This window comes from Streptomyces xantholiticus, from assembly GCF_014651015.1.
GTDB lineage: Bacteria > Actinomycetota > Actinomycetes > Streptomycetales > Streptomycetaceae > Streptomyces > Streptomyces xantholiticus.
In genome coordinates this window covers 478,377-501,819 of the sequence record NZ_BMWB01000002.1, presented here as the reverse complement: position 1 = coordinate 501,819, position 23,443 = coordinate 478,377, and the positions used below count along the sequence as shown (strand labels likewise).

At 69.9% G+C, this 23,443-nt stretch carries 25 protein-coding genes, 1 tRNA gene, 1 pseudogene and 1 riboswitch; of the genes and pseudogenes, 21 read left to right on the top strand and 6 right to left on the bottom strand.

The window, feature by feature from the left end; all coding sequences use genetic code 11:
- Positions 1-103 precede the first annotated feature (103 nt).
- The 9 genes and pseudogenes from clpS to IE198_RS06535 all read left to right on the top strand — a co-directional run bounded on the left by clpS (position 104) and on the right by IE198_RS06535 (position 6,578).
- Complete coding sequence (gene clpS / locus IE198_RS06565) at positions 104-415, top strand: ATP-dependent Clp protease adapter ClpS (RefSeq protein WP_100107345.1); 312 nt, start codon at positions 104-106, stop codon at positions 413-415.
- Positions 415-1,008, top strand: a complete 594-nt coding sequence (locus tag IE198_RS06560; protein ID WP_189883608.1) for a DUF2017 domain-containing protein — start codon at positions 415-417, stop codon at positions 1,006-1,008. Before clpS ends, IE198_RS06560 begins: the two co-directional genes overlap by 1 nt.
- A 319-nt stretch (positions 1,009-1,327) precedes the next feature.
- Complete coding sequence (locus IE198_RS06555) at positions 1,328-2,776, top strand: amino acid permease (RefSeq protein ID WP_189883606.1); 1,449 nt, start codon at positions 1,328-1,330, stop codon at positions 2,774-2,776.
- Positions 2,777-2,858: 82 nt separating this feature from the next.
- Positions 2,859-3,281, top strand: coding sequence for a M67 family metallopeptidase (locus tag IE198_RS06550; RefSeq protein ID WP_100107341.1), 423 nt, complete (start codon positions 2,859-2,861; stop codon positions 3,279-3,281).
- Between the two features lie 277 nt (positions 3,282-3,558).
- Positions 3,559-3,908: pseudogene (locus IE198_RS34995) on the top strand (iron chelate uptake ABC transporter family permease subunit); the annotation flags it as partial.
- 264 nt (positions 3,909-4,172) lie between these two features.
- Entirely contained in the window at positions 4,173-4,298 is a 126-nt protein-coding gene (locus IE198_RS36050; protein WP_267895594.1) for a putative leader peptide, read from the top strand.
- A gap of 89 nt (positions 4,299-4,387) precedes the next feature.
- Positions 4,388-4,675: a MoaD/ThiS family protein gene (locus IE198_RS06545; RefSeq protein ID WP_189883604.1), complete on the top strand. Its 288-nt coding sequence runs from the start codon at positions 4,388-4,390 to the stop codon at positions 4,673-4,675.
- Between the two features lie 6 nt (positions 4,676-4,681).
- Entirely contained in the window at positions 4,682-5,632 is a 951-nt protein-coding gene (locus IE198_RS06540) for a PLP-dependent cysteine synthase family protein (RefSeq protein WP_189883602.1), read from the top strand.
- A gap of 193 nt (positions 5,633-5,825) precedes the next feature.
- A complete protein-coding gene (locus tag IE198_RS06535) occupies positions 5,826-6,578 on the top strand; it encodes an MBL fold metallo-hydrolase (protein WP_189883600.1) in 753 nt (250 codons plus the stop codon).
- Between the two features lie 70 nt (positions 6,579-6,648).
- On the opposite strand, the gene IE198_RS06530 is transcribed toward IE198_RS06535, so the two are convergent.
- Both IE198_RS06530 and IE198_RS06525 read right to left on the bottom strand, forming a co-directional pair.
- Entirely contained in the window at positions 6,649-7,917 is a 1,269-nt protein-coding gene (locus IE198_RS06530) for a PTS transporter subunit EIIC (protein WP_189883598.1), read from the bottom strand.
- 259 nt (positions 7,918-8,176) lie between these two features.
- Entirely contained in the window at positions 8,177-9,433 is a 1,257-nt protein-coding gene (locus tag IE198_RS06525; RefSeq protein WP_189883596.1) for a PTS transporter subunit EIIC, read from the bottom strand.
- Positions 9,434-9,576: 143 nt separating this feature from the next.
- On the opposite strand from IE198_RS06525, the gene IE198_RS06520 reads away from it, so the two are divergent.
- The 4 genes from IE198_RS06520 to rdgB all read left to right on the top strand — a co-directional run bounded on the left by IE198_RS06520 (position 9,577) and on the right by rdgB (position 11,847).
- Positions 9,577-9,921 (top strand): PTS sugar transporter subunit IIB, encoded by a 345-nt coding sequence (locus tag IE198_RS06520; protein ID WP_308426793.1) that lies wholly within the window; start codon positions 9,577-9,579, stop codon positions 9,919-9,921.
- Positions 9,922-10,011: 90 nt separating this feature from the next.
- Positions 10,012-10,746: a ribonuclease PH gene (rph, locus tag IE198_RS06515; protein WP_189883592.1), complete on the top strand. Its 735-nt coding sequence runs from the start codon at positions 10,012-10,014 to the stop codon at positions 10,744-10,746.
- 94 nt (positions 10,747-10,840) lie between these two features.
- Positions 10,841-11,227: a DUF8711 family protein gene (locus IE198_RS06510; protein WP_189883591.1), complete on the top strand. Its 387-nt coding sequence runs from the start codon at positions 10,841-10,843 to the stop codon at positions 11,225-11,227.
- A gap of 8 nt (positions 11,228-11,235) precedes the next feature.
- Positions 11,236-11,847 carry an RdgB/HAM1 family non-canonical purine NTP pyrophosphatase gene (gene rdgB / locus IE198_RS06505; RefSeq protein WP_189883588.1) on the top strand — a complete coding sequence of 204 codons (612 nt, stop codon included), beginning with the start codon at positions 11,236-11,238 and terminating at the stop codon, positions 11,845-11,847.
- A 48-nt stretch (positions 11,848-11,895) separates the two neighbouring features.
- Here rdgB and IE198_RS06500 read toward each other — a convergent pair.
- Positions 11,896-11,979, bottom strand: a tRNA-Leu gene (locus IE198_RS06500).
- Between the two features lie 289 nt (positions 11,980-12,268).
- Positions 12,269-12,736: a thioredoxin-dependent thiol peroxidase gene (gene bcp, locus IE198_RS06495; protein WP_189883586.1), complete on the bottom strand. Its 468-nt coding sequence runs from the start codon at positions 12,734-12,736 to the stop codon at positions 12,269-12,271.
- A 127-nt stretch (positions 12,737-12,863) separates the two neighbouring features.
- Here bcp and IE198_RS06490 point away from each other — a divergent pair, with 127 nt between their 5' ends.
- The 3 genes from IE198_RS06490 (at position 12,864) to IE198_RS06480 (ending at position 14,069) form a co-directional block, all read left to right on the top strand.
- Positions 12,864-13,184 carry a DUF3618 domain-containing protein gene (locus IE198_RS06490; RefSeq protein WP_100107329.1) on the top strand — a complete coding sequence of 107 codons (321 nt, stop codon included), beginning with the start codon at positions 12,864-12,866 and terminating at the stop codon, positions 13,182-13,184.
- 97 nt (positions 13,185-13,281) lie between these two features.
- Positions 13,282-13,584 (top strand): GroES family chaperonin, encoded by a 303-nt coding sequence (locus tag IE198_RS06485; protein WP_218184061.1) that lies wholly within the window; start codon positions 13,282-13,284, stop codon positions 13,582-13,584.
- A 56-nt stretch (positions 13,585-13,640) separates the two neighbouring features.
- Positions 13,641-13,707, top strand: a riboswitch (guanidine-III (ykkC-III) riboswitch).
- Positions 13,708-13,748: 41 nt separating this feature from the next.
- Positions 13,749-14,069 carry a DMT family transporter gene (locus IE198_RS06480; RefSeq protein ID WP_189883583.1) on the top strand — a complete coding sequence of 107 codons (321 nt, stop codon included), beginning with the start codon at positions 13,749-13,751 and terminating at the stop codon, positions 14,067-14,069.
- On the opposite strand, the gene IE198_RS06475 is transcribed toward IE198_RS06480, so the two are convergent.
- Positions 14,063-16,720, bottom strand: a complete 2,658-nt coding sequence (locus tag IE198_RS06475; protein WP_189883582.1) for a transglycosylase domain-containing protein — start codon at positions 16,718-16,720, stop codon at positions 14,063-14,065. The genes IE198_RS06480 and IE198_RS06475 overlap by 7 nt on opposite strands.
- A 141-nt stretch (positions 16,721-16,861) precedes the next feature.
- Between IE198_RS06475 and IE198_RS06470 the strand changes: the two genes are divergently transcribed.
- The 4 genes from IE198_RS06470 to IE198_RS06455 are packed head-to-tail and all read left to right on the top strand — an operon-like array spanning position 16,862 to position 20,144.
- The gene (locus IE198_RS06470) at positions 16,862-17,662 is read left to right on the top strand and encodes an ABC transporter permease (protein WP_189883581.1); all 801 of its coding nucleotides are present in this window, start codon (positions 16,862-16,864) and stop codon (positions 17,660-17,662) included.
- Entirely contained in the window at positions 17,655-18,458 is an 804-nt protein-coding gene (locus IE198_RS06465; protein ID WP_229833769.1) for an ABC transporter permease, read from the top strand. The genes IE198_RS06470 and IE198_RS06465 overlap by 8 nt, the downstream gene beginning before the upstream one ends.
- Before the next feature lie 7 nt (positions 18,459-18,465).
- A complete protein-coding gene (locus tag IE198_RS06460) occupies positions 18,466-19,422 on the top strand; it encodes an ABC transporter ATP-binding protein (RefSeq protein ID WP_189883580.1) in 957 nt (318 codons plus the stop codon).
- A gap of 26 nt (positions 19,423-19,448) precedes the next feature.
- Positions 19,449-20,144: a DUF1707 SHOCT-like domain-containing protein gene (locus IE198_RS06455; RefSeq protein WP_189883579.1), complete on the top strand. Its 696-nt coding sequence runs from the start codon at positions 19,449-19,451 to the stop codon at positions 20,142-20,144.
- A gap of 380 nt (positions 20,145-20,524) precedes the next feature.
- Here the strand turns inward: IE198_RS06455 and IE198_RS06450 are convergent, their stop codons facing one another.
- A complete protein-coding gene (locus tag IE198_RS06450; RefSeq protein ID WP_189883578.1) occupies positions 20,525-21,769 on the bottom strand; it encodes an SGNH/GDSL hydrolase family protein in 1,245 nt (414 codons plus the stop codon).
- Positions 21,770-21,882: 113 nt separating this feature from the next.
- Between IE198_RS06450 and IE198_RS06445 the strand changes: the two genes are divergently transcribed.
- Positions 21,883-23,232, top strand: coding sequence for a DUF445 domain-containing protein (locus tag IE198_RS06445; RefSeq protein WP_229833768.1), 1,350 nt, complete (start codon positions 21,883-21,885; stop codon positions 23,230-23,232).
- The last annotated feature ends 211 nt before the right edge of the window (positions 23,233-23,443 follow it).

The window sequence follows — 23,443 nt, the reverse complement described above, 5'->3', positions numbered from 1 at the left end:
GGCGATGCTAGCGCACATTTCGTCAGTCTGACGAGATCTCGTTCCGACGGGTTGCCGTGATGCGGCGGGGCCGTTTGTGCGATGCGGCCTCCCGGGTGGCAGCATGGGTGGAGTGACGATGCCCGTAGAGATCGAACGACCGGAGTCGGCGGAGGAGACGCATGTCGTCCCGGAGCCGGACGTGCCCTGGGTGACGCTGGTGCACAACGACCCGGTCAATCTGATGAGCTATGTCACCTACGTCTTCCAGGCTTACTTCGGCTACTCGAAGGACAAGGCGCACAAGCTGATGCTCGACGTCCATCACAAGGGACGCGCCGTCGTCTCCAGCGGCAGCCGCGAGGAGATGGAGCGTGACGTGCAGGCGATGCACGGATACGGACTGTGGGCCACGCTCACCCAGGACCGCGGCTGATGAGCTCTCACTTCGAGCCGCTCGCCGGCGGCGGGGCGACCGTCCGCCTGGACGAGGTCGAGGTCGCGATCCTGCGGTCCCTCGCCGTCCAGCTCCTCGAACTCATCGGGCCCGGCGACGAGCCCGCCCAGGGCGAGGACCCGCTGGCCGCCCTGTTCGCGGAGGGGCCCAGCGAGCCGCCCTCCGATCCGGCGCTCGCCCGCCTCTTCCCTGAGGCCTACGCCGATCCGGAGGCGGGGCCGCCCGACGAGGAACTGCGGGCCGCGTCCGCCGAGTTCAGGCGCTTCACCGAGAAGGACCTGCGTACCCGCAAGCGCGAGGACGCCCTCGTCGTCGTGAAGACCCTCGACGCACTGGCTCCCGTCGGCGACGCCGGCGCCGTCCTGGAGTTGGGCTCCGACGACTGTCTCCACTGGCTCGGCGCCCTCAATGACCTGCGGCTGACCATCGGCACCCGCCTCGACGTCGGCGAGGACGACGAGAGTGCGGCCCTGTACCGCCTCCCGGACTCCGATCCGCGCAAGCCCATGGTCATGGCGTACCTGTGGCTCGGCGCCCTCCAGGAGACGCTCGTCGAGGCACTGATGTCCTGAGGGTGCCGGCGACGTTCCCGTTCGCTCAACGGACCCTCAAATCCGGATAACGATCGCGTCAATCGATCGTCGCCGTTCCTCACGCGGCGCGTCCTTTGTCCGGTTCTCCCTGTGGTGTGCGTCACTTTCCACCGAGTGGATCACTGTTGCGGGCGTGATAAATCTTCACGACCGCTCGGGGGACGCCACCCCTGTCCTCCGAGTGCGCTTGAACCGGCGGACCGCCGGTGGCACTCCATCCACATCCGGGGGGATCAGGACCTGATCCGCAGCGGCGCTACTCGCCGGCGCGGATCAGCATGGAGAAAGGCGCATCACCATGACCTCGGTGCAGGTCGACAAGCACACCGGCGACGAGGCCGGGGGCAACACTTCGCAGGAAGGCTACGAGCGCGGGCTCGGCAGCCGGCAGGTCCAGATGATCGCCATCGGCGGGGCCATCGGCGTCGGACTCTTCATGGGGGCCGGCGCGAACATCGCCAAGGCCGGTCCCAGCATCATCCTGATGTACGCCCTCGCAGGCGTCGTCATCTTCTTCATCATGCGAGCGCTCGGAGAGCTGCTCCTGTATCGCCCTGTCTCCGGCTCCTTCGCCGAGTACGCCCGTGAGTTCCTCGGCCCGTTCTTCGGCTTCGTCACCGGCTGGACGTACTGGCTGATGTGGATCGTCACCGGCATGGCCGAGCTGACCGCCGCGGCCATCTACATCCACTTCTGGTTCCCCGAGATCCCGCAATGGGTCAGCGCCCTGGTCTTCCTGGTGGTGCTCTTCGGCGTCAACCTGATCTCGGTGAAGATCTTCGGGGAGGTCGAGTTCTGGTTCTCCATGATCAAGGTCACCGCGATCATCGGCATGATCGTGATCGGTCTCGGCGTCCTCACCCTCGGCTTCTCCGACGCCGGTGACACCGCCTCCGTCTCCAACCTCTGGTCCTACGACGGGATCTTCCCCAACGGCATCGGCTCGAGCCTGATGACCCTCCAGGGCGTCATGTTCGCCTACCTCGCGGTGGAGCTCGTCGGTGTCACGGCGGGTGAGTCGGAGAACCCCGAGAAGACCCTGCCCAAGGCGATCAACACGCTGCCCTGGCGCATCATCATCTTCTACGTCGGCGCCCTGGTCGTGATCCTCTCCGTCGTCAAGTGGACGGAGTTCTCCGCGGGCGAGAGCCCCTTCGTGCACGCCTTCGAGAAGATCGGCATCCCGCTCGCCGCGGGCATCGTCAACTTCGTGGTCCTCACCGCGGCGCTGTCCTCCTGCAACTCCGGCATGTACTCCACCGGCCGGATGCTGCGCGACCTCGCCTCCAACGGAGAGGCCCCCGAGGCCCTCGGCAGGCTCAACGCCCGCCGCACCCCGGCCATCGGCATCGCCGTCTCCGTGACCCTGATGGGCATCGGCGTGGTCCTCAACTACATCGTCCCGGAGAAGGCCTTCGGATACGTCGTGTCCGTGGCCACCGCGGCCGGCATCTGGACCTGGATGATGATCCTCGTCAGCCACATCCGCTACCGCTCCGCGGTGGACGCGGGACGGCTGGGTGCCTCGTCCTTCCCGGCCCCGGGCGGCGCGCTCTTCAGCTGGGTCGCCCTGCTCTTCCTGGTCGGCGTGACCGCCATGGTCGCCCTCGACGAGGCGGGCCGGATCTCGCTGTACGTGGCGGCTGTCTGGGCCGTCGGCCTGGCCGTCGGCTGGCAGGTGCTGAAGCGGAGCAACCCGCGGATCGCCGAGCACACGCCGCGGGAGTACGCGACGAAGTCCGACTGACGCGGCGGTGGTGTCCACCACCCGTCTCACCTGATGGCCTCCGGATCTCGGATCCGGAGGCCATCTGCCTATCCTGTGGCCCATGCTGACCATCACCCAGGCCCTCTTCGACCAGATCGTCGCCCACGCCCGTGAGGACCACCCCGACGAGGCCTGCGGCGTCGTCGCCGGACCGGAGGGCTCCGGCCGTCCCGAGCGCTTCATCCCGATGCTGAACGCGGCCCGGTCGCCCACGTTCTACGAGTTCGATTCCGGGGACCTGCTCAAGCTCTACCGCGAGCTGGACGACCGCGACGAGGAGCCGGTGATCATCTACCACTCGCACACCGCGACCGAGGCGTACCCCTCGCGCACCGACGTCAGCTATGCCAACGAGCCCGGCGCCCACTACGTGCTGGTCTCGACCGCCGATACCGACGACGCGGGGCCGTTCCAGTTCCGCTCGTTCCGCATCGTGGACGGTGTGATCACAGAGGAAGACGTGAAGGTAGTCGAGGCGTACTGAGGACGCCCGCGGGTGCCCACCGCCGTCACGGCGTACTGAGCGCCGACCACTCGGCATGGAGGCCGCAGGACCCGGGAAGCCGGTGCGAACCCGGCACGGTCCCGCCACTGCGGCCAGGCCCTGCCCGGAAGTCGGCAACTGGCCCGCCGCCTGCTCCGACCACCCTGGGGACGCGTAAGCCCCGGTGGAGGCCCTTGTCCCGCTGACCGGCTGCACCGCCGGGGCGGAGGCCGGCCCCGAGGCCGCCGGCCTCCGGCTTCCCCTGCACCCTCACCCACTGGGGGGTGACGAGGGCGACGGCGTCAGGCGCACATATACGGACACCGCGCGCTTTCGTGCCGCCGCGTTCGTGCTCGCGTCACCGCCGAGTGCTGGTCGCCGTCCCGGCGCCGCCGGCTTCATCGGCCCGATGGTGCGCACGCCGCCGGGCTTGCCGTCGGCGCTCCCCACCGCGCCCTGCTGCCCGTCGCCGTCTCGGCTGGGCGACCGCACTCGTCGTTGCCGACCTCGCGGCCCGTACGGCCGTCGGCCCCCAGGTACGTACCCGTCGGCCTCCTCGCCGCGCTCACCGGAGGGCCGCTGTTCCTGTGGCTGATGCGCCGGCGCCCCGAAGCAGCCGTCCTGTGATCCCGACCATCCCGCCCGCCGCTCTCGGCGTCCACGGCCCCCGTTACGAGAAGGGCGGGCGGATCGCCGCCCGCGGAACCCCCTCGGACGCCTCGCACCGCAGTTGCCCGCCGACGTCTACGAGGTCGATGCGGGGGTCGCCGAACACCCGTGACGGCTCTCCGGCCATCACCTTTTCGCCCCCTGCCCGCATTCTGAGCGTCCGTCGTCCGTCATGTGAGATCACACTCCGGGACACGGACCGGGAATCGATACGATGACCGCATGGTTCTCCCTGACGTGAGCGACAAGACGCCGAGCACCCTGCTGCTCGTGGCGCGGCTGCACGTCGACCTGTGCCGCCTCGCCAGCGCGATGTGTACGGACCGCGCCGGCCGCGCCGCGTCCTGACGTACGAGCGCTTCAGCCAGCACCGCCCCCACGCGCGGGGGTCCACAGCCGCGCGCCCCTACGCCACCACCACAACAGGAGCCCACGTCATGGCCATCGAGGTCCGCATCCCGACCATCCTCCGCACCTACACCGACGGCGCCAAGGCGGTCGAGGGCAACGGGGACACCCTTGCCGAGCTCTTCGCCGACCTCGAGAGCCGCCACAACGGCATCGAGGAGCGGATCGTCGACAAGGCGAACGGCGACCAGCTGCGTCGCTTCGTGAACGTGTACCTCAACGACGAGGACGTCCGTTTCCTCGACGGCATCTCCACCAAGCTCGCGGACGGCGACAGTGTCACGATCCTCCCGGCCGTCGCCGGCGGGATGGTCTGATCCCCGATGCGCTACGACTCCCCGCTGGCGGCCGTGGGCAACACGCCCCTGGTCCGGCTCCCGCGGCTGTCCCCTTCCGGCGACGTCCGGATCTGGGCCAAGCTCGAGGACCGCAACCCCACCGGCTCGATCAAGGACCGCCCCGCCCTCCACATGGTCGAGCAGGCGGAGAAGGACGGCCGCCTCACCCCCGGCTGCACCATCCTCGAGCCCACCAGCGGCAACACCGGCATCTCGCTGGCGATGGCGGCCAAGCTCAAGGGCTACCGCATCGTCTGCGTCATGCCGGAGAACACCTCCCAGGAACGCCGGGACCTGCTCAAGATGTGGGGCGCCGAGATCATCTCGTCCCCGGCGGCGGGCGGCTCCAACACCGCCGTGCGCGTCGCCAAGGAGCTCGCGGAGCAGAACCCGTCCTGGGTGATGCTCTACCAGTACGGAAACCCGGACAACGCCGGCGCCCACTACGCCACCACCGGCCCGGAGATCCTCGCCGACCTGCCGTCCGTCACCCACTTCGTGGCCGGCCTCGGCACCACGGGCACGCTCATGGGCGTCGGACGCTTTCTGCGCGAGAACAAGCCCGACGTGAAGATCGTCGCCGCCGAGCCGCGCTACGACGACCTCGTCTACGGCCTGCGCAACCTTGACGAGGGCTTCGTCCCCGAGCTCTACGACGCCTCCGTGCTGACCACCCGCTTCTCGGTCGGCTCCGCGGACGCCGTCACGCGCACCCGTGAACTCCTCCAGCAGGAGGGCATCTTCGCGGGCGTCTCCACCGGCGCGGCCCTCCACGCCGCGATCGGCGTCGGCAAGAAGGCGGTCAAGGCGGGCGAGTCGGCGGACATCGTCTTCGTCGTCGCCGACGGCGGTTGGAAGTACCTGTCGACGGGCGTCTACACGGCGGAGACCACCGAAGCGGCGATCGAGACCCTGCAGGGCCAGCTCTGGGCCTAGCCCACTGAGCTCCGCGACCGGCCACAACTTCATACGAACCAGGCGATGTCACCCCTCGTCCCCGAGTCGGGACGGGGGGTGACGTTACCCACAACACGGGGCGGCTGAGGAGCGACCAGCCCTTTGGCGCCTTACGCTCGACGGACCGCACGACCTTCCCCCAGCCCTCCCCGTCAACGGAGGTTCCAGCTCCATGAAGCTCACCGTCGTCGGCTGCTCCGGGTCGTTCCCGTCCGCGGAATCGGCCTGCTCGAGCTACCTCGTAGAGGCCGACGGCTTCCGGCTGCTGCTCGACATGGGCAACGGCGCCCTCGGCGAGCTGCAGCGCCACTGCGGTCTCTACGACCTCGACGCCATCTTCCTCAGCCACCTCCACGCGGACCACTGCATCGACATGTGCGGGTACTTCGTCGCCCGCTACTACCGCCACGACGGCGGCCGCTGCCCCGCCATCCCGGTCCACGGCCCAGAGGGCACCGAACAGCGCCTGACCACCGCTTACGCCGACACGCCCTCCGCCTCCGCCATGAGTGAGGTGTTCGACTTCCACACCCTGAAGCCGGGCCACTTCGAGATCGGTCCGTTCTCCGTGCGCACCGAGCGGCTGGCGCACCCCGTCGAGGCGTACGGCATCCGGCTGGAGCACGGCGGCAGAACGCTGACGTACTCCGGCGACACCGGTGTGTGCGACGGCCTGGACGAGCTGGCGGCGGGTGCCGACCTCTTCCTTTGCGAGGCGTCCTTCACGCACGGCAAGGAGGACATCCCGGACCTCCACCTCAACGGCCGCGAGGCGGGCGCGTACGCGCACCGCGCGAACGCGGGCCGGCTGGTCCTCACCCACATCCCCCCGTGGACGGACCCCCAGCAGACCCTGCGCGACGCCACGGCCGTCTACTTTGGCCCGACGGAGGTCGCCCACCCGGGCGCGGTGTTCGAGATCTGACGCATCCGGGACAACGCGGAAGCCCCCGACACAGCGCGGGGGCTTCGGCGTTCGCAGTGGGCCGTGCGGCTTACTTCGCCTCGGCCTTCTGCAGCTCGGCGAGCTCCTCGTCGGACTCGCGGCCCGGCGTCGGAAGGTTGAACTTGGTGATCGCGAAGCGGAACACCACGTAGTAGACCGCCGCGAAGCACAGACCGACCAGGGCCAGACCCCACGGGTTGGACGCGATGCCCAGGTTGAGGCCGAAGTCGACGAGACCGGCGGAGAAGCCGAAGCCGTCCCTCATGCCGAGCGCCCAGGTCAGTGCCATGGAGACACCGGTCAGCACCGCATGCACCGCGTACAGCACCGGCGCGATGAACATGAAGGTGAACTCGATCGGCTCGGTCACACCCGTGACGAACGAGGTCAGCGCGAGCGAGAACATCATGCCGCCGACGACCTTGCGACGCTCGGGGCGGGCGCAGTGCACGATGGCGAGACAGGCTGCGGGGAGGGCGAACATCATGATCGGGAAGAAGCCGGTCATGAACTGTCCGGCGGTCGGGTCGCCCTCGAGGAACCGTGCGATGTCGCCGCTCTTGCCGTTGTACTCGCCCGCCTGGAACCACGGGAAGGAGTTCAGCAGGTGGTGCATGCCGACCGGGATGAGCGCACGGTTGGCGACACCGAAGATGCCCGCACCCACCGCGCCGGAGCCGACGAGCCACTCACCGAAGTTGTGCAGGCCGGTACCGAGCCACGGCCAGATCAGCCCGAAGACGATGCCGACGATCAGACCGGCGAAGGCGGAGAGGATCGGGACGAGACGGCGGCCGCCGAAGAATCCCGCCCACTCCGGCAGCTTGGTGCGGTAGAAGCGCTGGTAGAGCAGGGCGACCACGATGCCCATGACGACGCCGCCGAGGACCTTGGCGTCGACCGCCTGCTCCACCATGACGATCTTGCCGTCGACTATGGCTTCCTTCTTCGGCAGGCTGCTGTCCGTGAAGGTGCCCAGCACGTTCTTGAAGACCAGATAACCGGCCACGGCGGCCAGCGCCGTGGAACCGTCCGACTTCTTGGCGAACCCGATCGCGATACCGACGGCGAACAGCAGCGCCATGTTGTCGAGGAGCGCGCCACCGCCTGCGGACATGTACTCGGCGATCTTGGTGATGAAGGTCGGGTACGACTCCTTGCCGAGCATGTCGGGCTGGCCGAAGCGCACCAGGAGCGCGGCGGCGGGCAGCACGGCGACAGGCAGCATCAGGCTGCGGCCGATGCGCTGCATGACAGCCATCGCACCCGCGCCCATCTTCTTCTTGTCCGCCCCGGGGGCGGCGCTGGCCGTGGACATAACTTCCTCCAGTGGGCAAGGCGCCGCCGGAGGGCATGACTACGGGGAGGGCGGCGTCTCAAGGGGAATGCGGCCTATGGTCCGGACCGCGTGGTCTACACCACTGAGTGGTGTAGACCTGTTGTAGCACGGTGGTGGTTCGATAAGGAACCTGCGAATTTTGCAGACCGCGTAACGATCCGGACAACGAACGCCAGGGCCCCCGGACCGTCACGGTCCGAGGGCCTGTGCCACCAGCTCGTACGTGCCGGGAGGCGACCTATTTCGTCGCGTCGCGCTCCATCTCCTCCTGGACCTCCTCCGGCTCCCGCCCAGGTGTAGGAATGTTGAACAAAGTGATCAGCAGTCGGAAGAGCACGTAGTAGACCACTGCGAAACAGGCGCCGATCGGCAGGATCAACCACTGCTTCGTGCCCAGGTGCCAGTTGACGACGTAGTCGATCAGGCCGGCAGAGAAGTTGAAGCCCACATGCACCCCCAGCGCCCAGGTGATGGCCATGGAGGCGCCGGTCAGCAGCGCGTGCAGCCCGTACAGCAGTGGTGCCACGAACATGAAGGAGAACTCGAGCGGTTCGGTCACCCCGGTGACGAAGGAGGTCAGGGCGACAGAGAACATGAGTCCTGCCACCCGCTTGCGGTGCTCGGGGCGGGCGCAGTGTGTGATCGCCAGAGCCGCCGCGGGGAGACCGAACATCATGATCGGGTAGAAGCCGGCCATGAACTGGCCCGCCTCCGGGTCCCCGGCGAGGAAGCGCGTCAGGTCGCCCTGCACCACCGTGCCCTCGTCGTTGTACTCGCCCGCCTGGAACCAGAAGAACGTGTTCAGGAACTGGTGCATGCCGATCGGGATCAGCAGCCGGTTCGCGACGCCGAAGATGCCCGCGCCCCATGCGCCCAGGTCGATCAGCCGCTTCGAGAAGGCGGTCAGCGCGTCACCGACCGGATCCCACAGCAGCCCGAACAGCACGCCGAGCGCGCAGCAGAGGAAGGCCATGATGATCGGGACCAGCCGTCGGCCGTTGAAGAACCCCAGCCAGTCGACGAGCTTGGTGCGGTGGTAGCGCTGCCAGATCACGGCCGTCAGCAGGCCGATCAGGATGCCGCCGAGCACCCCCGGGTTCTGTGGTTGGCCCTCCGGCATGGCCTCCGTCACCGAACCCGCGACGGGGAACGCCTTGAGCGTGCTGAAGTAGACGAGAAAGCCCGCGACCGCCGCGAGCGCGGTCGAGCCGTCCGACTTCTTGGCGAAACCGATCGCGACGCCGATGCAGAAGAGCAGCGGCAGGCCGAGGCTGCCGTCGAGAATGCCGCCGCCGCCCTCCACCAGGACCTTGGCCGTCCGGTCCCAGAACGGCCCATCCAGAGTGGCTTCGAGCAGGTTCCCGAGGCTGACCAGCAGGCCGGCCGCGGGCAGCACGGCGACCGGGAGCTGGAGGCTGCGGCCGACCTTCTGGAGTCCCTGGAAGAGGCCGTGCCGCCACTTCTTCCGCGGCGCGGCCGCGCTCTCGGAGCTCATCGGCGTCCTCCCGGAGCAGACCTGGTTCGGCACGTGTAGCAGACTGGTGTAGACCAGTCGCGGTACGGTCCTGGAGCCCGGTCACACGACAGGGCGCCGGTGATCGTCATCTTTCGGTACAAGATGGTTACCCACCCGTGAAGATGGGCCAACCGTGCGTTACCGTGACAAGCCGGACCTACGGTGGGCCGAGGCGGTGGGCCGCGGCGGTGGGCCGGGACAGCGCTCAACGCTCAGAACGCAGGGAGAAAGACATGGCCAGCAAGGCTGAGAAGATCGTCGCCGGGCTCGGCGGAATCGACAACATCGAGGAGATCGAGGGCTGCATCACCCGCCTGCGCACCGAGGTCGCCGACCCCGGCCTCGTCGACGAGGCCGCGCTCAAGGCCGCCGGCGCCCATGGCGTCGTCAAGATGGGCACCGCCATCCAGGTCGTCATCGGCACCGACGCCGACCCCATCGCCGCCGACATCGAAGACATGATGTGAGCTGATCCCTCACCCACCCCGGCACGTCGAGGGGCCTGATTCCGGCCGACCGGAACAGGCCCTTCACCCATCTGCCGATAGGCTCGCAGCATGTCTCGAATCGACGGCCGCACCCCCGAACAGCTCCGCCCGGTCACCATCGAACGCGGATGGAGCAAGCACGCCGAGGGCTCCGTCCTCATCTCCTTCGGAGACACCAAGGTGTTCTGCACCGCCTCCTTCACCGAAGGCGTCCCCCGCTGGCGCAAGGGCAGCGGCGAAGGTTGGGTCACCTCCGAGTACTCGATGCTGCCCCGCTCCACCAACACCCGTGGCGACCGCGAATCCGTACGCGGCAAGATCGGCGGCCGCACCCACGAGATCAGCCGCCTCATCGGCCGTTCGCTGCGCGCGGTCATCGACTACAAGGCCCTCGGCGAGAACACCGTCGTCCTCGACTGCGACGTCCTCCAGGCCGACGGCGGCACCCGCACCGCCGCCATCACCGGCGCCTATGTCGCCCTCGCCGACGCCGTCGCCTGGGCGCAGACGAAGAAGCTCGTCAAGGCGAACCGCAAGCCCCTCACCGGAACCGTCGCCGCCGTCAGCGTCGGCATCGTCGACGGCACCCCCCTCCTCGACCTCTGCTACGAGGAGGACGTCCGCGCCGAGACCGACATGAACGTCGTGTGCACCGGCGACGGCCGCTTCGTCGAGGTCCAGGGCACCGCAGAGGCCGAGCCCTTCGACCGCAAGGAGCTCAACGCCCTCCTCGACCTCGCCACCGGCGGCTGTGCCGACCTCGCCGCCCTCCAGGCCGAGGCCCTCGGCCGCTCCGCAGAGTAAAGACGCAACCAAGAACGCCCCATGGGGCGTCTTACAGACACGGGCGCACGGGCCGAACCGTGCGCCCGTCCGTACCCGGGGAGGACCGTTCCACATGTCTGCGCGCCGACGCACCGCACTCGCCATCGCCGCCGCTGCCCTCATAGTGCCCACCGCCGTCGGCTGCAGCGCCCTCGACAAGGCACTCGACTGCGTAGAGACGGCCGATTCCATCGCCACCAGCGTCAACAAGCTCCAGGAAGCCGTCTCCACCGCCACCGAGGACCCCACCAAGGCCCGTGAGGCGCTCGACGACATCGACCGCGAACTCGACAGCCTCGGCGACAAGACCGACAACGCCGACCTCAGCAAGGCCGTGGACGACCTCGCCGCGGGCGTCGACAATGTGCGCAAGTCCATCGAGGGCGGCGACGCCACCCCGGACATCAGCCCCGTCACCGACGCGGCCACCGAGATCGGCAAGGTCTGCACCCCCGGATAATCGAGGGCATGACCCGACTGATCCTCGCCACCCGCAACGCCGGAAAGATCACCGAACTCAGGGCCGTCCTCGCCGACGCCGGTCTCACCCACGACCTCGTCGGCGCTGATGCCTATCCGGAGGTCCCCGACGTCAAGGAGACCGGCGTCACCTTCGCCGAGAACGCACTTCTCAAGGCCCATGCCCTCGCCAAGGCCACCGGCCTGCCCGCCGTCGCCGACGACTCCGGCCTCTGCGTCGACGTCCTCGGCGGCGCGCCCGGTATCTTCTCCGCCCGCTGGGCCGGGCGCCACGGCGACGACCAGGCCAACCTCGAGCTGCTGCTGGCCCAGCTCCGGGACATCGACACCCCCCACCGCGGCGCCCACTTCGCCTGCGCCGCCGCGCTCGCGCTCCCGGACGGCACGGAGCGTGTCGTGGAAGGGCGTCTGGCCGGCACCCTCCGGCGCTCCCCGCACGGCACGAACGGCTTCGGCTACGACCCGATCCTCCAGCCCGACGGCGAGTCGCGTACCTGCGCGGAGCTGACACCGGAGGAGAAGAACGCGATCAGCCACCGTGGCAAGGCGTTTCGAGCGCTGGTACCGGTGGTGAAGGAACTGCTGGGCCGAGCCCGGTGAACCGTCGAGGGGCGCGGCACCGATGCGGTGCCGCGCCCCTCGCGCACGTGCGGCCGGAGGGACTCGAACCCTCACGGGTGTTACCCCACTGGGACCTAAACCCAGCGTGACTGCCAGTTCCACCACGGCCGCGTGTGCGCCCATCGTAGTGGGCGGCGACCGTGCGGCCGCCTGCCGGTCAGGACTTCGGGTGCGAGGCCTGGGCCGGGAGCACGTCGGCGGCCTCTTCCTTGGACGAGACCGACGGCGGGGAGCAGTCGAGGGGCGTCTGCGCGGTCTCCTTCACGCACGCGACTTCCTGCACGCCACCGCGATCATGCCGACCAGTGCCGCCGCCGCCGAGCCCTGCGCGGGCACCAGAAGGCCGGCCGCGCCGACGCAGCCGTCCTCGAAGCGTGCGAGGCGCGGGAAAGCCGTCGGGTCAGACCCCGAGGTCCTTGATGATCTTGGCGACGTGGCCGGTGGCCTTGACGTTGTACAGGGCGCGCTCGACCTTGCCGTCCTCGTCGACGACGAGCGTGGAGCGGATCACGCCGGTCACCGTCTTGCCGTAGAGCTTCTTCTCGCCGAAGGCGCCGTATGCCGCGAGCACCTCCTTGGAGGGGTCGCCGACGAGCGTGACCTTGAGCGCCTCCTTCTCGCGGAACTTGGCCAGCTTCTCGGGCTTGTCGGGTGACACGCCGATGACGTCGTAGCCCGCGCCGGCCAGCAGCTCGAGGTTGTCGGTGAAGTCGCAGGCCTGCTTGGTGCAGCCGGGGGTGAGTGCGGCGGGGTAGAAGTACACGATCACCTTGCGGCCCTTGTAGTCGGCGAGCGAGACCTCGTTGCCGTCCGCGTCGGGCAGGGTGAAGGCGGGGGCGGTGTCGCCGGGCTGGAGTCGCTCGCTCATGGTTCTCCTCGATGGGCGGTCGGTGCGTACGGCATCGAGCGTAATGGGGGTGCCGACGAGTGCGGCCGCGCCTCAGCTGACAGACTGTCGACGAAGGACTACCGGACACGACCACGGAGGCAGCGCAGTGTCGGATGCCAGGACCCCTGCGCAGATCGAGGCGGACATCGTCCGCCGGCGCGAGCAGCTCGCGGAGACGCTCGACGAGATCGGTGTGCGTATGCACCCGAAGACTGTCATCGGCGACGCGAAGGCCAAGGTCGCCTCGACGGTGGACCGGACGGCCGGACGCGCGTTCGTCGCGGTGAACCGCTCCGTGTCGGACGTGAAGGAGAAGTTCGTGTCCGAGGACGGGTCGCCGAGGCTGGAGCGGCTGGTGCCGGTGGCGCTGGTGGCGGTCGGTCTGGTGGGCCTGCTCGCTGTTTCGGCGCGCAGGCGCCGTTTGTGACCCTGCGGCCCGTGGAAGCCGCCGAGGCAGGTAGGTTCGTCGTGTGAGCGCCAACAGCCATCAGCACAGCCCCCAGCACGACAAGCTGCCCATCCGGATGCTGCACGACCGCGTCCTGGTGAGGACGGACATCCCGGAGGGGGAGCGGCGTTCCAGCGGCGGCATCGTCATCCCGGCGACCGCTGCGGTGGGGCGGCGCCTGGCCTGGGCCGAGGTCGTCGCCGTCGGGCAGAACGTGCGGACGGTGGAGCCGGGGGACCGGGTGCTGTACGACCCCGAGGACCGGGCCGAGGTCGAGGTGCGGGGCGTGGCCTACGTGCTGATGCGGGAGCGGGACCTGCACGCGGTGGCGGCGGACCGGTTCCAGGGGTCGGAGGACTCCACGGGGCTGTATCTGTAGCCGTGGCAAGAGGGCTGGTGGCCGAGGCCACCAGCCCTTTGTCCTGCCCGGGGCCGGGCGGCTTGCTACGTTGGGAGGACCCCGACGAGACGCGCCGTACCGGGTAGGAAAAGACGACGCACCCCGTTGTTGCCCGCGTTGTTCCGCGTCTCGGAGGTGCCGTCATGGCCTGGGTGCTGCTTGTTGTCGCCGGTCTGCTCGAAGTGGGCTGGTCGATCGGGATGAAGTTCACCGAGGGGTTCACCCGGCTGTGGCCGAGCGTCTTCACCGGTGCGGGGATCGTCGTCAGCATGCTGCTGCTGTCGTACGCGGCGAAGTCCCTGCCGATCGGCACGGCCTACGGCGTGTGGGTCGGTATCGGTGCGGCGGGTGCGGCCGTGGTCGGCATGCTCGTGCTCGACGAGCCGGTGACCGCCGCCCGGATCTTCTTCGTGTGTCTGCTGCTGATCGCGGTGGTGGGACTGAAGGCGACCTCCGGTCACTGAGCCGACCCGGCCGGCCGGACGGCGGGCGTGGACGGCGCCGCGGACGTGAAGGGCGTCGTGGGCGTGGAGGACGCGGCGGGTGTGGTGGGCGCCGCTGACGTGAAGGGCGTCGCGGGCGTGGACGGCGCCGCCGGCGCAGTCGGCAGCGGCGGGGCGGTGGGCCCGACCGCGCCGGGCCGGGCGGATGCGCCGGTGCCGGGCGGCTGACCGGGTGCTGCTCCGGGCGCTCCTCCCGGGGCGACGGTGCTCGGGGTGGTGCCGGGCCGTCCGCCGCCTGCTCCGTACGGGCCGCTGTCGCGGCCTTCGCCGGCCTGTTCGTCCGGGTTCTGCCGGTAGATGTCCTCGGGGTCGCGGGAGCCGCCCGGGTCGTTCGGATCCCGCGGGTCGGGCGGCGGGTCGTCCGCGCCGGGTGCGAGCTGCAGCTCGAAGTCCCGGACCAGGGAGCCTTCGAGGGCGGCGGCCGTGTACTGGCCCCAGATCTCGGCGGGTGGGCCGCCGCCGTTGATGCGTGACATGCCGAGCGCACCGTACAGCGATGTCTGGGCCCCGGTCTGCGGGTTCTGCCCCATGACGGCGATCACGGTGGACAGTTCGGGTGTGTAGCCGGCGAACCAGGCTGCCCGGTCCTCCTCCGCGGTGCCGGTCTTGCCGGCGGCGGGCCGGCCGGCCGACTGGGCGGCGGAGCCGGTGCCGCCGTCGACGACGCCGCGCAGGACGTAGGTGGTGGTGTCGGCGGCCTCACGGCCGACGGCCTGTACGGTGCGCTGCTCGGGGAGCGCCACCTCCACGCCGTTCTTGGTGATCTTCTCGATGAGCGTGTACGCGATGTGTTTGCCGTGGTTGGCGAGGCTGGCGTACGCGCCCGCCATGTCGAGGACGCTGGCGGTGGCCGGACCCAGGGCGATGGAGGGGGAGGGGCTCAGGTCGGGGGTGGTGCTCGGCAGGCCGAGGGCGATGGCGGTGCTCATGACACGTGCGGGGCCGACGTCGACGGCCATCTGCGCGAAGACGGCGTTGACGGAGTTGTCGGCGGCCTCGCGGACGGGGATGGGGCCGTAGGAGACGTGGTCCTCGTTCTCAGGGGCGTAACGGGGGCCGTTCCAGCCCTGGACGGGGCGTTTGCTGTCGCCGACGTAGATGGCGTTGGGGGCGATCGGCCGGCCCTCCTGGGTGAGGGAGTGGTTCTCGACGGCCGAGGCGAGGACGAACGGCTTGAAGGTGGAGCCGACCTGGTAGTCGCGCCGGGTGGCGTTGTTGACGTACTGCTTGGTGTAGTCGATGCCGCCGTACATGGCGACGACCTTGCCGGTGTCCGGTTCGATGGAGGCGCCGCCGACGCGGACGTCGCGATCGGCCTCGCGTTCGCTGTCGAGTCTCGACATCACCCGGTCGTTGACGGCGGCGGTGAGCGCGTCCTGTTTGGGGCGCTGCAGTGTGGTGGTGATGCGGTAGCCGCCGGTGGCCAGGGTCTTCTCGTCGAGGATGCCGTGGGCGGCGAGTTGGTCCTCGACGGCCTGGACGATGTAGCCGCCCTGCCCGGACAGCCCGCTGGAGGGTTTCACCTGACGGGGTGTGGGGAAAGTCAGAGCCTCCCGGGCCGCGGCGCCGAGCCACTTCTCCTTCACCATGCCGCCGAGCACGTAGTTCCAACGCGCCATCGCCGCCTGCTGCTTCTCGGGGTGGGTGGCGACGTCGTAGGCGTTGGGCGCGTTGAGCAGACCGGCGAGGTACGCGCCTTCGGCCACGTCGAGGTCCTGGACGTCCTTGCCGTAGTAGGCGTGGGCGGCGGCCTGGATGCCGTAGGCGTTGCGGCCGAAGTAGCTGGTGTTGAGATAGCCCTCGAGGATCTGGCTCTTGCTCTGGTTGCGGCCGAGCTTGATCGCGATGAAGAACTCCTTCACCTTGCGGGTGACGGTCTGTTCCTGGCCGAGGTAGTAGTTCTTCACGTACTGCTGGGTGATGGTCGAACCGGACTGCTTGCCCTTGCCGGTGACGGTGTTCCAGGCGGCGCGGATCATCGCCAGGGGGTCGATGGCGGGAGCGCTGTAGAAGTCGCGGTCCTCGGCCGCGAGTACGGCGTGCTGGACGGTGAGCGGAATCCTGTCGAGGGAGACGTTCTCGCGGTTGATGTCGCCGTCGCGGGCGATGTGCGTGCCGTCCGCGTAGAGGTAGACGTTGGTCTGGGCGGTGGCCGCGGCGTTGGCGGGCGGGATGTCGACGAGCAGATAGCCGGTGACGAGCCCGCCGATGGTCAGCAGTGACGCGACGAGCAGGGTGCCGAGGGTGATGCGCCAGGTGGGGACGGCGCGGCGCCAGCCGGTGCGCTTGCGGCGGGGCCTGCGGCTCCTCTTCGTCTTCGCCGTGTTCCCGAAGGGCGCGGCGGCGTCGGGCGCCTCGCCGCCGTCGGACCCCCGTTCGGTGGCCGGGCCCCCGTCGTCGGGGTCCTCGCCGGCGTCGGTGCCGGAGGCAGGGTCGTTGTCGGCCGCGGGTTCCTCGTCGGGGTCGGGCTCGGTGTCGGCCTCGGTCTCCGTGCCCGACTCCGGGCCCGTGTCCGTCTCCGGGGCCTTGCTCTCGTTCTCGTCCTTGTCGGACGGGTCGGCTGCCGTCGCGTCCTGGGGTGTCCAGCCCTGCTGCTGCGGCTCGTCGCTCATGGACCCATACTGCACTTTTCATCCCGATATCCCCCGTATCCGGGCGCTTCCGTCACCGGAAATCCCCTCGCGGTGGCCAGTCGCCCTGAGCTAGGGTCGTGCGCTTTGGTGCCCGGGGCGGTCGCGTGGAGGGGAGTGGTCGTGCGGCTCTATGCGGTCGTCGCGGCGGGTGGGTTCCGGCGCTATGCGACCTACCGGGTGGCGACGGCGGCAGGGGTGTTCACCAACACCGTTTTCGGTTTCATCCTCGCGTACACCTATATCGCCCTGTGGGACGAGCGTCCGCAGCTCGGCGGATACGACCAGTCCCAAGCGCTCACCTATGTGTGGCTGGGCCAGGCACTCCTGATGACCTGCGCCATGATGGGCGGCGGCTTCGAGGACGAACTGATCGAGCGCATCCGTACCGGTGACATCGCCATCGACCTCTACCGTCCGGCCGACCTCCAATTGTGGTGGCTGGCCGGGGACCTGGGCCGGGCCGCCTTCCACCTGCTCGGGCGGGGCATCGTGCCGATGGTGCTCGGTGCGCTGGCGTTCGATCTGGCCCTGCCCGTCTCGCCGTTGACATGGGTGGCCTTCCTGGTGTCGGTGGCGCTCGGCGTGGTGGTGAGCTTCGCGGTGCGGTTCCTGGTGGCGCTGTCGGCGTTCTGGCTGATGGACGGCACCGGCGTGATGCAGATGTGCTGGCTGGTCGGCCTGTTCTTCTCGGGGATGCTGCTGCCGCTGAACCTCTTCCCCGGGCTGCTCGGCGACGTGGCCCGCGCACTGCCCTGGTCGTCGCTGCTGCAGGTCCCCGCCGACGTGTTCCTCGGCACGCACACGGGCTGGGACCTGGTCCGGGCATACGCCTTCCAGGGCGGCTGGGCGCTCGTCCTGCTGGCCGCCGGGCGGGCGCTGCAGTCGGTCGCGACGCGCCGGGTGGTGGTCCAGGGTGGCTGATGCGCTCAGGGCGTACGGGCTGATCGTCGCGATGTGGGTGCGCTCCACCATGGCGTACCGGGCGTCGTTCGCACTGACGACGATCGGCAACTTCGCGGCCACCGCCTTCGACTTCGTCACGATCCTGCTGATGTTCTCGCACGTCGACGCGCTGGGCGGCTACTCGCTGCCGGAGGTCGCGTTCCTGTACGGGACCACGAGCACCGCCTTCGGCCTCGCCGACCTGCTGATGGGGTCGATGGACCGGCTGGGGCGCCGCGTACGGGACGGCACGCTCGACACCCTTCTCGTACGGCCGGTGCCGGTGCTCGTCCAGGTCGCCGCCGACCGGTTCGCGCTGCGTCGCCTCGGACGGATCACGCAGGGCCTGCTGGTGCTCACGTACGCACTGGTGACCCTCGACATCGAGTGGACGGTGACGAAAGCGGCGATGCTGGCGCTGATGCCGCTCTGCGGGGCCGCGATCTTCGCGTCGGTGTTCGTGGCGGGTGCGGCGTTCCAGTTCTTCGCGCAGGACGCGGCAGAGGTGCAGAGCTCATTCACCTACGGCGGGAACACGCTGCTGCAGTACCCGCCGTCGATCTTCGCGAAGGACCTCGTGCGCGGCGTCACGTTCGTCGTACCGCTGGCCTTCGTCAACTGGGTGCCCTCGCTGTACGTGCTGGGCCGCGAAGACCCGATCGGTCTGCCCGACTGGTTCGCGCTGCTGCCGCCCGTCGTCGCCGCCGGCTGTCTCGGGCTCGCGGCACTGGCCTGGAGGGCCGGGCTCCGTTCGTATCGAAGCACCGGAAACTGAGGACACAGTGGATTTCATCGAACTCGACCAGGTCGAGAAGGTCTTCGACGTACGACGCAGGACGGGCCGGCTGCGCAGGGAGAAGCACCAGGTGCGGGCCGTCGACGGAATCAGCTTCACCGTCCCCCGCGGCGAGATGGTCGGTTACATCGGCCCGAACGGCGCCGGCAAGTCCACCACGATCAAGATGCTGACCGGCATCCTCACCCCCAGCGGCGGCCGGCTCCGGGTCGCGGGCATCGACCCGTCGAAGGAGCGGACGCGGCTCGCGCAGCGCATCGGCGTCGTCTTCGGGCAGCGCACGACACTCTGGTGGGACCTGCCGCTGCGCGACTCGTACCGGCTGATGCACCGCATGTACCGCATCCCCGACCCGGTCTTCCGGCAGAACCTGGACCGCTGCGTCGAACTGCTCGACCTGGCGGAGCTCTTGGAGGTGCCGGTGCGTCAGCTGTCGCTGGGGCAACGGATGCGCGGCGACATCGCGGCCGCGCTGCTGCACGACCCCGAGGTGCTGTACCTGGACGAGCCCACCATCGGACTCGACGTCATCTCCAAGGCGAAGGTCCGTCGGTTCCTGCGCGAACTGAACGCGGAACGCGGCACCACGGTCCTGCTGACCACGCACGACCTGACCGACATCGAACAGCTGTGCAAACGTGTGATGGTCATCGACCACGGGCGGCTGATGTACGACGGGGCCCTGGCAGGGCTGCACGAAGTGGGCGAGAGCGAGCGGACACTGGTGGTGGACCTGGAACGAGAGCTGCCGCCCATCGACCTGGAGTCGGCCCGGACGCTGAAGGTGGAGGGGCCGCGGCAGTGGCTGGCGTTCCCCGCCTCGGTGTCGGCGGCGCCGCTGGTGGCGGCGCTGGCGGAACGGTATCCGCTGGTGGACCTGTCGGTGCGGGAGCCGGACATCGAAGCGGTGATCGCGAAGATGTACGCGGAGCGCTCGGCCTGACCGGTTTGCTTGACTAGGCTGCCGGTATGACGAGCGAACTCCCCGAGATGCGCGCCTCCGACGCCGAACGCGAGCGGGTCGCCGAGCGGCTGCGGGACGCCGTCGCCGAAGGGCGGCTCGACATGAACGAGTTCGAACAGCGCCTGGACGCGGCGTACCGGGCGCGCACGCACGGTGACTTGGAGCCGCTGGTGCGCGACCTGCCGGTGCCGGCCGGCCCCGCCTCTGCCGTCGAAGGCCCCCGCACCACCTGGTCGGGCCGGGTCGGCGGGCCGGCCACCTCTAAGGGCGCGTTCTCGTTCTGGGGCGGCTTCGGGCGGCGGGGGAGCTGGACCGTCGGCCGGAGGTTCACCGCGTTCGCCCTGATGGGCGGCGGCGAGCTGGACCTGCGCGAAGCCCGGTTCGAGGACCGGGAGACCGTGATCGACTGCATCGCGATCATGGGCGGCATCCAGGTCACCGTGCCGCCCGGCCTGAACGTCGAAGTCAGAGGCATCGGTCTGATGGGCGGCTTCGACGAACGAGGCCGCGTCGATGCCACCCCCGACCCGGAAGCGCCCCGCGTGATCATCAGGGGTCTGGCGCTGATGGGCGGCGTCGGTGTGGAGCGCAAGCTCACGCGGGCGGAGAAGCAGCGGCTGAAGGCGGAGCGTGAACGTGAGCGGAAGCTCATGAAGGGGGACGACCGGGACGACCGCAAGGAGCTGGGCGGAGGCGCGTAGCGTCTGCGGCGGGCTTGACCGGGTGCCCTGGGGCGTGGCGGTGTGTTGCCCGGGGCGTGGTGGGCGCGGGGCGGGGGTGGCCGCTGCGCGGGGCCGTTTCGCCTGCCCGCCCCTTCCCGACCCGGGGCTCCGCCCCGGGCCCCGTTCCTACGGGGGCTGCGCCCCCATGGACCCGTTCCCCCGCGCCTCAAACGCCGGCGGGCTGAGATTGGCCGTCTGTCGGGGGTCCGCCCCGGCCCGGCGCCCCGACCCCGGCACCTCGAATACCGGTGGGCTCGAATTGCCGCGTGCTTCGGTCCCGGCAGAGACCGCCACGCGGTGGAGCCGCACACAGCGGGAAGCGGGCGGCAAGCCCGTCGCAGGGCGAGGCCCGGCCCGCGTTACAGCGCTGCCAGATCCACCGTCGTCCCCATCCGTACGAACCCCGCATCGCTGGGATGCAGATGATCCCCCGAGTCGTACACCGGCCTCAGCCGCCCCGGTGCGTACGGATCCCGCAGCGCTGCGTCGAAGTCGACCACCGCGTCGAAGATGCCGCCCGAGCGGATCGATTGGTTGATCTTCAGGCGTTCCGCTTCCGCGGACGCGGTGCAGCGGGGGTGGCCGCCGCACGGCGCGAGCGTGGAGCCGATCACCCGCCACCCGCGGGCGTGGGCGCGGTCGGCGAGCTCGGTCAGGCCCGCGGTCACGTGGTCCGCGGTGGGCGCGTGCGGTGCGCGCAGTACGTCGTTGATGCCTATGGCGACGATCACGGTCCGCGCGCCGGACCGCGCCAGGACGTCACGGTCGAAGCGTTCCAGGGTGCTGGGGCCGCGCCCGTACTCCAGCAGCCGGTTGCCGCTGATGCCCTGGTTGAGTACGCCGTAGCGGCCGCCGAGCCGGTCGGCGAGCACGTCCGGCCACCGCTTGTTGGCGCCGGGGGTCGCGGAGACCCCGTCGGTGATCGAGTCGCCGACGGCGACGATCGCGCCGCGTGCCTGCGAGGTCAGGACGTCTACGGCGGTGACGTGGTGCCAGGAGCTGGTCTGCTCCTCGTACGCGTCGCCCGTCTCGTCCCGCGTGGCGTCGCCGTCCGCCAGATAGGAGGTCTGGACGGCGTGCGGGTGGCTGGTGGCCGGGCCGCCGGGCGCCGGGGTGTGGACGGAGATCAGCAGGTCGCCGTCGTACGGGATACGCAGGACGACCGGGTCGCTGACGATCAGCCCGCCGGGCTCGACGGTCACCTCGTGCGCCCCGTCGAAGGTCATCCGGCGCAGGCTGCCCTCGACGGCGGCCGGGCCGGTGCCCGCGCGTACGGCGAGCGATGCGCCGGTGATCCGCAGCGGCTCGGTGCCGTACAGATTGGAGAAGGTGACGCGGGCGGCCGTGCCGCCGATGCTGGTGTGCACGACGTTCCGCACGGAACGGCCGTCGCGGCCGCTGGGCGCGCCGACCGCGGAGGTGGCCGCTGCGGCGGCGACGGGACTCGCGGACCAGGTGCCGATCCATTCCGGTACGGCGGCCGGGGGCGTACGAAGCTCGGGTTTCTTCTTGAAGGAGCCGACACCGAGGTAGATACCGCCACAAATGAGGGCAACTGTGGCCATGAGGGCAGCGAGATTCACATACCCCTGACGCTTATTCATGCACACATCATCCGGCATGGTCCGGGAACTCGATGTGCCGCCCAGGAGTACCTGATGTAGGGACGAGTGGTAGGGACATTGCGTACGGACGCAGGCGCGGACGGGTGGAGCGGATGGAACGTACAGAACTGGGCAAGCCGGGCGGCGGTGACCGGGTCGGCGGCACGAGCGCCCGGCCGGCCCCCTCGACGGCCCTGCCGTCGTTCGCGTACACCGAGGCCGACGAGGAGAAGCGGCGTGGTGTGCGGCGGATGAAGACGACCGCGACCGGGCTGCTGCTGCTCGTCGCGCTCGTCTTCGTCCTCGCCACCTGGGCGAAGAACGCGGGCCTCGGTGCCTGGGCCGGTTACGTCGCGGCGGCGGCCGAGGCCGGCATGGTCGGCGCGCTCGCCGACTGGTTCGCCGTCACCGCCCTCTTCCGCCACCCGCTCGGCATCCCCATCCCGCACACCGCGATCATCCCGAACAAGAAGGACCAGCTCGGCGCTTCCCTCGGCTCGTTCGTCGGCGAGAACTTCCTCTCGGGCGACGTCGTACGGCTCAGGCTCCGCGCCGTCGGCATCGGCAGCCGGCTCGGGGCCTGGCTCGCCGAACCCGCGCACGCCGACCGGGTCACCGCCGAACTGTCGACCGCCCTGCGCGGCGCGCTGACCGTGCTGCGCGACTCCGATGTGCAGGCGGTCGTCGGCGAGGCGATCACCCGCCGCGCCGAGGCCGCCGAGATCGCGCCCGGTATCGGCAAGACGCTCCAGAAGGTCGTCGCGGACGGCGCCCACCACCGTGCCGTCGACCTGATCTGCACCCGTGCGCACGACTGGCTGATCCTCCATTCCGGCTCCGTGATGGACGCCGTCGAGGGCGGGGCGCCCGGCTGGACCCCGCGCTTCGTGGACAGGAAGGTCGGCGAGCGCGTCTACAAGGAGCTGGTGCGTTTCGTCACCGAGATGCGCGACATGCCCGGCCACCCGGCGCGCGGGGCGATCGACCGCTTCCTCGGCGACTTCGCCGCGGACCTCCAGTCGGACACGGACACCCGCGCCCGCGTGGAGCGCATGAAGTCGGAGCTGCTGTCGCGCACCGAGGTGCAGGACGTGATCGCGTCGGCCTGGTCCTCCGTCCGCGCCATGATCATCTCGGCGGCGGAGGACGACCGGAGCGAGCTGCGGATGCGGGCCCGCGCCTCGCTGCTCTCCCTCGGGTCGCGCCTCGCGACGGACAGCCGGCTCCAGGCGAAGGTGGACGGCTGGGTGGAGGAGGCGGCGGTGTACGTGGTGACGACGTACCGCGGGGAGATCACCTCGCTCATCTCGGAAACCGTCGCGAGCTGGGACGCGGAGCACACCTCCCGCAAGATCGAGGCGCACATCGGCCGCGACCTCCAGTTCATCCGGATCAACGGCACGGTGGTCGGCGCGCTGGCCGGCCTGCTCATCTACACCGTCGCGCACGCGCTGGGCGCGTGAGGGTCCGGTCGTCCGGCCCCGGACGTGCGCTGGGCGGGTGAGGGTCCGGTCGTCCGGCCCCGGACATGTGCTGGGCGCGTGACCGGTCCCTGCCTGATGGTCACGCGCCCAACGCCTCTACGGGGAGGTGTGGATGAATACGTACGGTGTGCCGGAAGCGTTCAGCCCGATCTCGGGGACTCTCGGACCCGGGGATCGGAGTCCCAGGGAT